At 68.7% G+C, this 12644-nt stretch carries 9 protein-coding genes and 1 pseudogene; 8 read left to right on the forward strand and 2 right to left on the reverse strand.

The features are described from left to right. Window positions 1-204 precede the first annotated feature (204 nt). The 4 genes and pseudogenes from TTY48_RS10010 to TTY48_RS10025 all read left to right on the forward strand — a co-directional run. Window positions 205-2421: pseudogene (locus tag TTY48_RS10010) on the forward strand (MMPL family transporter); the annotation flags it as partial. Window positions 2422-2985: 564 nt separating this feature from the next. Continuing rightward, complete coding sequence (tgt, locus tag TTY48_RS10015; RefSeq protein WP_220658534.1) at window positions 2986-4287, forward strand: tRNA guanosine(34) transglycosylase Tgt; 1302 nt, start codon at window positions 2986-2988, stop codon at window positions 4285-4287. Between the two features lie 89 nt (window positions 4288-4376). Then, window positions 4377-5144 carry a hypothetical protein gene (locus TTY48_RS10020; RefSeq protein WP_220657350.1) on the forward strand — a complete coding sequence of 256 codons (768 nt, stop codon included), beginning with the start codon at window positions 4377-4379 and terminating at the stop codon, window positions 5142-5144. A gap of 47 nt (window positions 5145-5191) precedes the next feature. Next, a complete protein-coding gene (locus TTY48_RS10025; RefSeq protein WP_220657351.1) occupies window positions 5192-6157 on the forward strand; it encodes a GlxA family transcriptional regulator in 966 nt (321 codons plus the stop codon). A 192-nt stretch (window positions 6158-6349) separates the two neighbouring features. On the opposite strand, the gene gluQRS is transcribed toward TTY48_RS10025, so the two are convergent. Both gluQRS and TTY48_RS10035 read right to left on the reverse strand, forming a co-directional pair. Then, entirely contained in the window at window positions 6350-7207 is an 858-nt protein-coding gene (gluQRS, locus tag TTY48_RS10030) for a tRNA glutamyl-Q(34) synthetase GluQRS (protein WP_220657352.1), read from the reverse strand. 9 nt (window positions 7208-7216) lie between these two features. Then, window positions 7217-8167 carry a YafY family protein gene (locus TTY48_RS10035; protein ID WP_220657353.1) on the reverse strand — a complete coding sequence of 317 codons (951 nt, stop codon included), beginning with the start codon at window positions 8165-8167 and terminating at the stop codon, window positions 7217-7219. A 62-nt stretch (window positions 8168-8229) separates the two neighbouring features. Here TTY48_RS10035 and TTY48_RS10040 point away from each other — a divergent pair, with 62 nt between their 5' ends. From TTY48_RS10040 to TTY48_RS10055, 4 genes are read left to right on the forward strand one after another with little or no spacing between them, the layout of a single operon-like run. Continuing rightward, on the forward strand, window positions 8230-8766 hold the full coding sequence (locus TTY48_RS10040; RefSeq protein WP_220657354.1) for a DinB family protein: 537 nt from the start codon (window positions 8230-8232) through the stop codon (window positions 8764-8766). 56 nt (window positions 8767-8822) lie between these two features. Then, window positions 8823-9851, forward strand: coding sequence for an ATP-dependent DNA ligase (locus TTY48_RS10045; protein ID WP_220657355.1), 1029 nt, complete (start codon window positions 8823-8825; stop codon window positions 9849-9851). Further along, a complete protein-coding gene (locus TTY48_RS10050) occupies window positions 9852-10943 on the forward strand; it encodes a DNA polymerase domain-containing protein (RefSeq protein WP_220657356.1) in 1092 nt (363 codons plus the stop codon). It abuts the gene before it with no gap. A 31-nt stretch (window positions 10944-10974) separates the two neighbouring features. Next, window positions 10975-12513, forward strand: a complete 1539-nt coding sequence (locus tag TTY48_RS10055; protein ID WP_220657357.1) for an esterase-like activity of phytase family protein — start codon at window positions 10975-10977, stop codon at window positions 12511-12513. Window positions 12514-12644 lie beyond the last annotated feature (131 nt).

Raw genomic sequence — 12644 nt, forward strand, 5'->3', positions numbered from 1 at the left:
CAAAAGACCCGGTCAGCGACTTTATTGCAGGGTGAAACCATCGGTACACTGACACCAGAACCGCAGCCGCGGCCGCGGCAGTCCCACGCGCCGTCCGACGAACCGGGAGTACCTCTCATGGCACTGCTTCTCTACCGGTTGGGCAAGTTCGCCTACCTGAACCGCTTCAAGGTCATCGCCGTCTGGGTGCTCCTGCTGATCGCCATGGGCATCGGTGCGGCCACGTTGAGCAAGCCCACCGTCGACAACTTCAACCTTCCCGGCCTGCCGTCGGAGAAGGCCACGAACATCGTCAACGAGCAGTTCGGCGGCGAGGGCGGCGACGATCCGTTCACCACCGCCTCGGCCACCTTCGTCTTCCACGCGAAGGAGGGCAAGCTCACCGATCCGAAGAACGCCGCCGGTATCGACAAGACGATCGAGCAGATCAAGGGCCTGTCCAAGAAGGACGCCAACGACGTCGAGGTGCCGCTGGTCAAGGACGGCAACCTGCTGCACAACCCCACCGGCAAGCTCGACGACGGCGTCCTGACCCCCGCCCAGCGCCAGACGCTCGAGGCGATGACGGCGCAGCAGAAGGACATCGCCTCCACCAAGTCGCCGGAGCAGCAGAAGGCCGACGCCGCGGTCACCTCCACGGTGAGCCCCGACGGGAAGACCGCCAAGCTCAAGGTCGATTTCGTCGACAAGGTCACCGACCTGCCCAAGGACACCGCGCAGAAGATCAAGGACGCCCGCATCGCGGGAGAGGACGCCTCGCAGGGCTCGCTGCAGGTGGAGGCCGACGGTTCCGCCGCCAAGGGCATGGAAGACATGGGCATCACCAGCGAGCTGATCGGCATGCTGGTGGCCGCGATCGTCCTGATCATCACCTTCGCCTCGCTGGTGGCCTGGGGCCTGCCGCTGATCAACGCGATCATCGCGGTCCCCGTGGCCCTGGCCGGCGTCATGATCGCCACCCGCTTCATCGAGCTCGGCACCTTCCCCACGGTGCTCACCTCGATGATCGGCCTGGCCGTCACCATCGACTACGCCCTGTTCATCGTCTCCCGCTTCCGGCACGAGCTGCGGCGGATGAACGCGACCACCAAGGAACAGCGGGCCGAGGCCGCCGGCGTCGCGGTGGGCACCGCCGGCTCGGCGGTGATCTTCGCCGGACTGACGGTGATCATCGCGCTGGCCGCGCTGGCCTTCATCGGCATGGACTTCCTCGGTCAGATGGGTGTGGCCGCCGCCTGGGGCGTGTTCATCGCCGTGATCGTGGCGCTCACCCTGCTCCCGGCGCTGCTGGGCCTGTTCGGCAGCAAGGTCTTCGCCGGCCGGGTCAAGGGGCTGCACCCGCAGGACACCGACGAGGGCGAGGGCCGCACGGCCAACGGCCTGCGCTGGGCGCATGTGGTGAAGAAGGTTCCCGTGGTCACGCTGCTCGCCGGCGTCGCGGTGCTGGGCATCCTCGCGATCCCGATGAAGGACATGCAGACCGCGCTCCCGGGTTCGGGGATGAGCGAGAAGACCACCTCCGAGCGCAAGGCCTACGACCTCACCTCCGACGCCTGGGGCAAGGGCTCCAACGGTCAGCTGATGGTGGCGGTCGACGGCTCGCAGGCCCAGCCGGATCAGCGGCTGCGCGCGTACGCGCAGATCGTGGACAAGCTGAACAACGATCCGGATATGAAGCCGAAGGTCGCGAACGCGCAGATCGCGCAGCTCGCCCCCGATAACAGGGCCGCCACGATCATCGTGACCCCCAAGGGCGGGCCGACGGATCAGCTGACCAAGGACCTGGTCAAGGACCTGCGGAACCTGCCCAACGGCGATGCCGGCCTGAAGCAGACCTTCAAGATGGACCTCGGCGTCGCGGGTAACACCGCGATCGAAATGGACATCTCGGACAAGCTGTCCAAGGAAGCGCTGCCGATCTACCTCGCCATCGTGGTGGGCCTGGCCTTCCTGCTGCTGCTGGTGGCCTTCCGCTCGATCCTGGTGCCGCTCACCGCGGTTCTCGGCTTCCTGCTGTCGGTGGTGGCCACGTTCGGCGTGACCTCGGCGATCTTCACCGACGGTGCGCTCGGCCTGATCGACAACACGCAGCCGCTGGTCTCGTTCCTGCCGATCTTCCTGATCGGCATCGTCTTCGGCCTTGCGATGGATTACCAGGTGTTCCTGGTGTCCCGCATGCGTGAGGAGTACGTGCACACGGGCGATGCGACCGCCTCGGTGATCACCGGCGTGCAGTACGGCGCCCGCGTGGTGACCGCGGCCGCGATCATCATGATCTCGGTGTTCGCCTCGTTCATCCTCAACGATGCGGTGTTCATCAAGGAGATCGGCTTCGGCCTGGCCGCGGCCGTCCTGTTCGACGCCTTCGTGGTGCGCATGGTGATCATCCCGTCGGTGATGATGCTGCTCGGCGATGCGGCCTGGTGGCTGCCGAAGTGGCTGGACCGGATCCTGCCGAACGTCGACATCGAGGGCGAGTCCCTGTCCGCGGTGCTGGCGAAGAGCTCCACCGAGACGGCGCCGCTCCCGGACGCCCTGGGCGAGCACGTCACCACCGAGGTGCCCGTGGCCGCCCGTGCGGACGCTCCCGCCACCGAGCGGGTGAAGGTGACCGGCGGTGTGAACGGCTACGTCAACGGCGCGACGCCGACCGCTCCGGTGGGCCTGCCCCTCCAGCAGGTGCCCACGCAGAAGGTGCCGGTGCAGCCGACGCCCGCCGCGGCGCCCACCGCGCCGATCCCGGCCGCGGCCGAGACTCCGAAGGACGACGAGACCGCAGCGGCCGCAGTCGCTTCGGTGCCCGACACCGGCGAGTACCCGGTGGCGCGTCCCGCCCAGCCGACCGACGCGGAGACCACGACCGGCCCGATCCGGCAGGCGGAGCGCACCCGCTCCGACCGGACCCGCGACGAGCTCGCGCAGCTGCGCGAGCAGAACAAGGCGATCGCCGCCGAGCTCAGCGCGCTGCGCTCGGACTACCGCTCGATGACCAGCCGCACCCGGCTGCAGAACGAGCACATCAGCGATCCCACGCGGTTCGACATCGACGCGCGCCTTGAGGGCCCCGACGGTCCGCTGGGCCGCGCCGGCCGGCTGCTCACCCCGCACGGCGAGATCCTGACGCCGGCGTTCATCCCGGTGGGCACCAAGGCGACCGTGAAGACGGTGATGCCGGACGCGGTGGCCGATCTGGGGGCGCAGGCGGTGCTCGCGAACGCGTACCACCTGTACCTGCAGCCCGGTCCGGAGATCGTGGAACAGGCCGGCGGCCTCGGCAAGTTCATGAACTGGGACGGCCCCACCTTCACCGATTCCGGTGGCTTCCAGGTGATGTCGCTGGGCTCGGGCTTCAAGAAGGTCATCGACATGAACGGCGACCAGGAGCTGCAGGGCGACGACGCCATCGCCGAGGGCAAGGACCGGCTCTCCCGCGTCGACGACGACGGGGTCACCTTCCTCAGCCACCTCGACGGCACGGAGCACCGGTTCACGCCGGAGCGGTCGATGCAGATCCAGCACCAGCTGGGCGCCGACATCATCTTCGCCTTCGACGAGCTGACCACCCTGCACAACACCCGGGCGTACCAGGTGGAGTCGCTGGAGCGGACCCGGCTGTGGGCGCGACGCTCACTGTCCGAGCACAACTGGCTCACCGCGCAGCGCCACGACGCGATCTCGCTGTGGGGCGTGGTGCAGGGCGCGCAGTACGAGGACCTGCGGCGCAAGGCCGCTCGCGATCTGCGGGCACTGAGCGAGGAGGACCGTGAGGGCGGCGGCCTGGGCTTCGGCGGCTACGGCATCGGCGGTGCGCTGGAGAAGGCGAACCTGTCGACCATCGTGCGCTGGGTGAACCAGGAGCTGGAGGAGGACAAGCCGAAGCACCTGCTGGGCATCTCCGAGCCGGACGACATCTTCGCCGCGGTGGAGCAGGGCATCGACACCTTCGACTGCGTCTCGCCCTCGCGGGTGGCGCGCAACGGTGCGATCTACTCCGTGGACGGTCGCTACAACGTGACCAACTCGCGGTTCAAGACCGACTTCCAGCCGCTGGACCCGGAGACGCAGAACTACACCTCGCAGTTCTCCCGCGCCTACATCCACCACCTGTTCAAGGCCAAGGAGGGGCTGGCGGCCACGCTGGCCACCATCCACAACGAGCAGTTCATCGTCTCGCTCGTGGCCAAGATCCGGCAGTCGATGATCGACGGCACCTACTGGGAGTTCAAGGAGGAGTTCCTGGGGCGCTACTACAAGGGCACCCAGCAGCACCTCGCCAAGTCCGACTAGTCAGCCGAGGAACCGGTCGCGTACTCACGAAACGAGTGGGTACGCGACCGGAGTCGTCACTAGCGAGTGATGCAGGAGGCGGGACCACGATGGGGATATTCGACGCGACGTGCGGCCTGACTGGAATCGGATTGCGTGACAGCGACGCAGTCCTCGTTCCCCTACGCCGCCGCCATGACGCGACGTACCTACCGTTCGCCCTTCCGATGTACGGCAAACATGACCGAGCGGGAGCGATCTCGTTCGAGCCCGATCGCAACACGGATCTTCTCTTTTCGTACTTCAGGGACCTCGCCGACGGGCGGATCACAGTGGACAGGCACTACGCGGCTCTCGGGGTAACCACCGAATCTCTCGATGGCATCATGGAACTGCTGGAACGCAATACGTCGGTGTGGCTTCGGTTCAGGGAAAGCGACCCGAAAGCCCCTCCGGTCATCGCGGTTGACGGCGACCCACTCGTCTTCGTGCTCGTGGCTCGGACGGTGTGGCAGGCGATCGTCGATGCCGCGGAATCGGCAATGGGAAGCCTTGACGGTGAGTTCGACTCCGTCTTCGGACCGGACCCCATCGCGACGGGAATTTACGGCTGCTCGTTGAACGAGCTGGCCGATCGGGTTCGCGAGATCGCGGCCGTACACCGCTTCATGGCGGCGCACGGGATGGCGTGGCGTCCGCACTCGGAGGGTTTCGCGGCCCAGGGGTTTGGCTGGCAACAGTGGTCCGATGACTTGGAGCATCTCTTGCAGTCCGCTCGACAACGGTTCGAGGGCGATCCGATCATCGAAGCCGGACTCGATGCTCACGCCGCAGACATCGAACGGGTCCGCGAGGAATACGAGTACGAGCCGGACTAGCTGCGGAACACGATGACCGATAGACGCCGCAAGGGTAGGATCGTGCCATGGCTCATGTGGTCGCCCTCCCGGTCTGCGACGGCATGACGCTGTTCGAGTACGGCATCGCCGTGGAGGCGCTGGGCTTCTCGTGGGGCGACCTGACCCTCGACTACGACGTGCGGGCCTGTGGCCCGGCGGGTGGGGTGCACACCGTGGGTGGTGCGATCCTGCACCCGGGCTACGGGCTCGCCGACATCGCGACCGCCGACACCGTGATCGTGACCGCCGTGACCGATCCGCGCCGCAACTCCAATCCCGAGTGGACCGAACACCTGCGCGCCGCTGCTGCGAACGGTGCCCGCATGGTCTCCATCTGCAGCGGAGCCTTCGCTCTCGCCGAGGCGGGCCTGCTCGACGGGCGGCGCGCCACCACGCACTGGCGGTACGCCAGCCTGCTGCAGCACCGATTCCCGCGCATCCACGTCACACCCTCCGACCTCTACGTGCGCGATGGTGACGTGACCACGGGTGCGGGCTCCGCCGCCGGACTCGACCTGTGCCTGAAGCTGATCCGCGACGACCACGGCTCGGAGGTGGCCAACGAGGTCGCGCGCCGCATGGTGGTCGCGCCGCACCGCGACGGTGACCAATCGCAGTTCGTGACGATCGATGCGCTCCGCCCCGATGTCGATGCGCGGTTCGCGGACTACCTCGAATCGCTCGCGCGGTCGGTCGACTCCGTCGCGGGCGTCGACGATATGGCCGCGCGGGCCGGGGTCTCCCGGCGGACCCTGCACCGGCAGTTCCGCAGCCACACCGGGTCCGCCCCGCTGGAGTGGCTCACCCGGCAGCGGGTGTACCGGGCGATGAGCCTGCTCGAGACCACCGACGAGCCGGTCACCGCCGTTGCCACCCGATCCGGGTTCGACGCCGAGGAAACGCTGCGCTATCACTTCAAGCGGCAGACCGGCCTGAATCCCACCGCCTACCGGGATCGGTTCCGCACCGATCGCGATCAGGCCATATCTTGACGATAGATGGCATCTAGGCCACTGTGCGAGCGCCCGCCGCCGCCGTAGCGTCGGGTGCATGACGAAGGAAGCGAACGAAAAGCTCAGCGGTAGAAGGCTCCTCGCGTGGATCGGCGATGCGTTGGCCGGTATCTCGGCGGGCAACGCGGTGCGCCACGGCGGCATCGTGCGCGCCGGGCATCGGGCGCTGTCTCAGAGCGGAAGCGTCCAGGGCTCGCGGGGGAGTGACTGCGGATCGAAACCGTCGAGCATCTCCACCGGGGTCGATCCGGCCAGTCCCAGGCTGGACGCCAGCTCCGGCAGCACCGTCGACGGTCCGCCGCGTTCGGCGAGGGTGACGGCACCGTCGCGCTTGGCGAGCCGGACCCCGGTGGGGCCCAGGACCATCGGGACGTGCGCGTACCGCGGCGCGACGCCGCCCAGGAGCTCGGTGAGGTAGGCCTGCCGGGGCGCGGACGAGAGCAGATCATCGCCGCGGACCACCTGATCGATGCCCTGCGCCGCATCGTCGACCACCACGGCGAGGTTGTAGGCGTAGGTGCCGTCGCCGCGGCGCAGCACGAAATCGTCGACCATGCCGGTGTATTCGCCGTGCAGCTCGTCGTGCACCGTGAACGAGCGCACCGTCGAGCGCAGGCGCAGTGCCGCCGGACGCTCGGACCGGCGTGCCGCGCGTTCGGGCTCGGTGAGGTCGCGACAGGTGCCGGGGTACGCACCGTCCGGCGTGTGCGGGGCAGAGGGTGCGGAGAGGATCTCGCGCCGGGTGCAGTAACACTCGTACACGTCCAACTGCTCCAGAGCGGCGGCGTACGACGCGGTCCGATCGGACTGCCGGACCACCGCGCCGTCCCAATCCAGCCCCAGCGCAGCGAGATCGGCCAACTGGCTCGCCTCGGCACCGGCGGCCGTGCGGCCGGTGTCGAGATCCTCGACCCGCAGGAGGAATTCACGCCCGGTCGACCGCGCGAACAGCCACGCGAGCAGCGCCGTCCGCAGGTTGCCCACGTGCAGAGCGCCCGAGGGGCTCGGTGCGTATCGTCCGGCTGTCACCGCCCCAGCTTACGAGCGCACCGCGCCGAGGGTGCGGGCCCAACCGGCCACGTGCTCCACCAGCTCGGGCGGCTGCACGACGGTGGCCGGCGCCGCCAGCACTGCGATGGCCATGGCCGCCCAGTCCAGCGTGTCGGCCTGCATCCGCACCACCGTCTCCGCGCCGTCCTGCGTCAGCTGCGCGTACCGCCCGATCGCGGCCTGCACGGCCGCGCGGGGCGCCTGCACCCGGAACTCGATGGAGTAGCCCGGCGTGCGCTGCCCGACCGAGGCGAGCACGTACGCCGCGGCGTCCTCGGCGGGGAGCTCCCGGGGCCGGAATCGCACGCCGGTGCGCGTGGGCCGGGTGATCCGGTCCAGCCGGAAACTGCGCCAGTCGTGCCGGTGCAGGTCGTAGGCCACCAGGTACCAGCGGCGCCCCAGCGATACCAGCCGCAGCGGTTCGGCCAGGCGCTCGGTCGCGGCACCGTCGGCGGCGGTGTAGCCGAACTCGATCCGCTCCTCCGCGCGGCAGGCCTCGGCGAGATCCGTCAGGATCCGCGGGTCCACCGTGGGCCCGCCCGACCAGCCCGCCGGCTGCGTGACGGCACCGAAGGCCTCCACCCGCTTGCGCAGCCGCGGCGGCATCACCGCCGCCACCTTGCCCAACGCGCGCACCGAGGTCTCGGCGATGCCCGTCAGCCCGCCCTGGGCCGCCGTCTGGAGGCCGACGGCGATGGCCACGGCCTCCTCATCGTCGAGGACCAGCGGGGGCAGCGCGGCGCCCGCCGCCAGCTGGTACCCGCCGTCCACGCCGCGTGAGGCGTTCACCGGATAGCCCAGCTCGCGCAACCGCTCGATATCGCGCCGCAGCGTGCGCACGGAGACGTCGAGCCGGTCGGCCAGTTCCGTGCCCGGCCAGTACCGGTGCGTCTGCAGCAGGGACAGCAGTCGCAGGGTTCGGGAGCTCGTGTTCGCCATGTCTTCGAGGATTCTCTCAATTGAGGACAGAAACTGTCACCAAGGAATTCTAGGCTCGTTTCATGACCGAGACACAGCAGCACACAGCCACCGGAGAACGCGCCGACATCCTCAGCTTCCTGGCCGAGCGCCGGCACTTCCTCCGCTTCACCGCCCAGGGCCTGTCCGATGAGCAGGCCAACACCCGCAGCACCGTCAGCGCGCTCACCGTGGGCGGGCTCATCAAGCACGTGACCGAGGTGGAGAAGGGGTGGCAGCGGTTCGCACTGGGCAACGGCCACGCCATGGACGACATCGACTTCGAGAACATCACCCCCGAGCAGGAGGCGGCCTTCGCCGACACCTTCCGCCTCACCGACGGCCAGACCATCGAGTCCGCCCTCGCCGAGTACGAGAAGGCGGCCGCCGCGACCGACGAGCTGGTGCGCACCCTCGACCTGGACACCGCGTACGAACTCCCCGAGGCGCCGTGGCAGCCGGCCGGCGTCTTCTGGACGGTGCGCCGGGTGTTCCTGCACATCGCGGGCGAGACCGCGCACCACTCCGGTCATGCCGACATCATCCGCGAGAGCATCGACGGCCAGAAGAGCATGGGATAACGGGCTTCCATCCCGGATCGGTCCCACTGTCGGTCCCGCGGCCTACGATCGGACGCGTGGACCTGCCCGTGAACCCGCCGCTCGATCCGATGCTCGCCAAGGCCGCGAAAGCGGTGCCCGGCGAGGGGTACTCCCACGAGCCCAAGTGGGACGGATTCCGGGCCCTGATCTTCCGCGACGGCCACGAGGTGTTCATCGGCTCGCGCAGCGGCAAGGACCTCGGGCGCTACTTCCCCGAGGTCGTCGCCGCCGCGCGGGCCGAACTCCCCGAGCGCTGCGTGCTCGACGGGGAGATCGCCGTCGCCGTGCACCGCGAGGGCCGCAAGCGGCTCGACTGGGAGTCGCTCTCGGCCCGCATCCATCCCGCCGAATCCCGCATCACGAAACTCTCCGAGGAGACCCCGGCCATCTTCATCGGCTTCGATGCCATCGCCATGGCCGATGTGGACCTCACGGGCAAACCCTTCAGCGCCCGCCGCGAGGTTCTCGTCTCCTCCTACGCCGGCACCGGAACCTGCAAGATCAGCCGCGTCACCACCGATGCCGGCGCCGCTGCCGACTGGTTCGAGAAGTTCGAGGGCGCCGGGCTCGACGGCGTGATCTCCAAGCGGATCGACGGGCACTACCTGCCGGGCAAACGCGAGATGATCAAGGTCAAACACGCCCGCACGGCCGAGGCCGTGGTGATCGGCTACCGCCCGCACAAGTCGCAGCCGAACGCGGTCGGCTCCGTGCTGCTCGGCCTGTACAAGGACGATCAACTGCTCCCGATCGGCGGCATCGGCGCGTTCACGGCCGCCAAACGCGAGGAGTACCTGCAACTTCTGGAGCCCATGCGCACCGCCGACTCCGTACAGGGCGAGCCCAACCGCTGGGCCACCCCGGAGAAGACGGGGGAGTGGGTGCCCGTGCGGCCCGAGCTGGTAGTGGAGTTCGACTACGACCAGATGGAGGGCATGCGCCTGCGGCACACCGCGAAGTTCAAGCGCTGGCGCCCGGATCGCACGCCCGAGAGCTGCGGGTACGACCAGCTCGACGTGCCGGTGAACTACGACCTCGACGACGTGCTCCAGGAGGGCGAGTAGATGGCCAAGACGCCCGCCGCCGAGGTGATCGTCCCGGGGCCGGACGGTGAGCGCGCCGTCCGGGTCTCCAGCCCGGACCGCATCATCTACCCGGCCACCGATCTCACCCCCGAGGTCTCCAAACTGCAGGTGGCCCAGTACTTCGCCGCGGTCGGCGAGCCGCTGCTGTCCGCCATCGGCGATCGGCCCACCGCTCTCGAAAGATGGCCCGGCGGAGTGCATCCCGGCGGCCGGCTCGCGCAGGGCCCGATGGACAAGGACGCCGACGGCTTCTATCAGAAGCGAATGATGAAGGGCGCCCCGTCGTACGCGCAGACCGTGACGATCACCTTCCCCTCCGGGCGCACCGCAGACGAGCTGTGCCCGCACGAGGTCGCGATCCCGGTCTGGTGCGCCCAGATGGGCACCATCACCTTCCACCCCTGGCCGGTGCGCAGCGGCGACGTCGATCGCCCCGACGAGCTGCGCATCGACCTGGACCCGCAGCCCGGTACCGACTTCGGCGATGTGGTCCGGGTGGCCGGTGTCGCGCGGGAGCTGTTCGCCGACCTGGGCATGCGGGCCTTCTGCAAGACGTCGGGCAACCGCGGGGTGCACGTCTTCGTGCGGATCGAGCCCCGCTGGGAGTTCACCGATGTCCGGCACGCCGCCATCGCCTTCGGTCGTGAGCTGGAGAAGCGCGACGCGGGTGTCACGACGGCCTGGTGGAAGGAGGAGCGCGGCGAGCGCATCTTCGTCGACTACAACCAGAACTGCCGGGACCGCACGATCGCCTCGGCCTGGTCGCTGCGCGCCGTCCAGGGCGCCACCGTCTCCACGCCCCTCACCTGGGACGAGCTCGCCGGGCTCAAGGACCCGCACGTCTTCACCCTGTTCTCGGTGCCGGAGCGGCTGGCCGACGGGAACCCGTGGGCCGAGATGGATGATGTGGCACACGATCTCACGCCGCTGCTCGACAAGTGGGACGAGCACCCCGTCGAGCTGAACTTCCCGCCCGACTACCCCAAGATGCCGGGCGAGCCGCCGCGGGTGCAGCCCAGCAAGAAGGTGGCCGAGCACTGGGACGCCGAGGGCAATCGCATCGATTCCTGAACGGTTCACTTGGATCTGGTAAGCACAGTGCATGCCTGATCGCCGCCTGATCGTCACCCCGCTCGCAGCCGCCCTGATGGGCGCCACCTTGGTCGTCGTCAGCGCCGGATGCTCGTCCGGCAAGGGCGACGACGATGCCGCCAAGCTCGACCTGAGCACCGCCGTGAACACCCCGCTCACCATCAGTGCCGAGCAGTTGGCGAAGCTGGGGGCGGGCGGCGCCGTGGTGGGGGTCGCCCCCTCGCAGAACGGCACCGTCGAGGCCGCGAAGGGCGGTGCCCTGGTGTTCAAGCCGAACGCCGGATTCAAGGGATCGGTCGAACTCAAGGCCACCGTCTCGCCGGCGGTGCAGCTGTTCTCCTCGAACATTCCGCCGCTGGCCACCGTGGGCGGAGTCAGCGTGGACGCCAGCGGCTACGGCTCCTCCTGGGTGCCCGTGCCGGGCGCGCAGAACGAGTTCTTCGGCCTCACCGACCGCGGCCCCAACGTGGACGGCCCGGACAAGGATCAGAAGATCGCGGTGACGCCCGAGTTCAATCCGCAGATCGGCCGGTTCAAGCTGGAGGAGGGCGTCGCGAAGCTGCAGAGCGTGATCACCCTCAAGGGCCCTGACGGCCGTCCGCTCAACGGCCGCACCGATACCGCGGCGCCCACCGGCGAGAAGATCCTCGACCTCGACGGTCGCGAGATTCCGCCCAGCGATCACGGCATCGACTCCGAGGGGCTCGTCGCCATGCCCGACGGTTCCTTCTGGGTGTCCGACGAGTACGGCCCGTTCCTCATCCACTTCGACTCCAACGGCCAGGAGCTCGAGCGCCTCGCGCCCGGTCGCGGGCTGCCCGAGGTGCTCAAGAACCGCACGCCGAACCAGGGCATGGAGGGCCTGACCCTCACGCCCGACGGTTCGCGGCTGGTCGGGATCATGCAGTCGGCCCTCAACGTTCCGGGGCTCAGCGGCAACGCCAAAGACGTGCCGGCCACTCGGATCGTGACGATCGACCTCAAGACCAAGGCCACTCAGCAGTTCGTGTACCTGCTGGACAATCCGAAGGACACGAAGAAGGCGGTCTCGGAGATCACCGCGATCTCCAACACCGAGTTCCTGGTGGACGAGCGCGATAACAAGCTGGCGCCCAAGGCCAACAAGACGATCTACAAGATCAACCTCGACGGCGCCACCCCGCTGGGCGATCAGAATCCCGAGACGATCGTGGGCGTGAGCAGCACCGCCGATGCCGAGAGCGCACTCAAGGGCGCCGGCATCACCCCGGTCAAGAAGTCGGTCGCGCTGGAGCTGACCCGGATGCTGGACAAGCTCAACCCCGAGGGCAAGTTCTTCGGCCACGACAAGGTGGAGGGCCTCACCTCCACGGACGGCGGCAAGACGCTGTACATCGCCAACGACAGCGATTTCGGCCTCGCCGGGATCGCCGGTCCGAAGACGCCCTTCCAGCTCAAGCAGAAGACCCTGGCGAACGGTCTGCAGGACAGCCTGGAGGTACTCCGGGTGGACACCACGCGTGTCGATGAGCCCACCGTGACCAGGACGATCACCGTCAACGTCAGCTAGCGTCTCCCGGTTCGTCGCCCGGTGGGTCGGGCAGGCGTGGGCGGATCTGGCGACCCGGGCGGGGTTGGAGCAGAATGCGTGGCGTTGGCACGCTGCGGGGCAGCCGCGGGAGTCGCTGTATGACCCATCAG

Source organism: Tsukamurella sp. TY48, assembly GCF_019656655.1.
Classification (GTDB): Bacteria; Actinomycetota; Actinomycetes; order Mycobacteriales; family Mycobacteriaceae; genus Tsukamurella; species Tsukamurella strandjordii.

Coding starts and splice junctions, on each gene's coding strand:
- TTY48_RS10035 (WP_220657353.1), bottom strand. CDS start 8,167: ATGGCGAACACGAGCTCCCGAACCCTGCGACTGCTGTCCCTGCTGCAG.
- TTY48_RS10025 (WP_220657351.1), top strand. CDS start 5,192: ATGGCTCATGTGGTCGCCCTCCCGGTCTGCGACGGCATGACGCTGTTC.
- TTY48_RS10050 (WP_220657356.1), top strand. CDS start 9,852: ATGGCCAAGACGCCCGCCGCCGAGGTGATCGTCCCGGGGCCGGACGGT.
- TTY48_RS10020 (WP_220657350.1), top strand. CDS start 4,377: ATGGGGATATTCGACGCGACGTGCGGCCTGACTGGAATCGGATTGCGT.
- tgt (WP_220658534.1), top strand. CDS start 2,986: ATGACCAGCCGCACCCGGCTGCAGAACGAGCACATCAGCGATCCCACG.
- TTY48_RS10040 (WP_220657354.1), top strand. CDS start 8,230: ATGACCGAGACACAGCAGCACACAGCCACCGGAGAACGCGCCGACATC.
- TTY48_RS10055 (WP_220657357.1), top strand. CDS start 10,975: ATGCCTGATCGCCGCCTGATCGTCACCCCGCTCGCAGCCGCCCTGATG.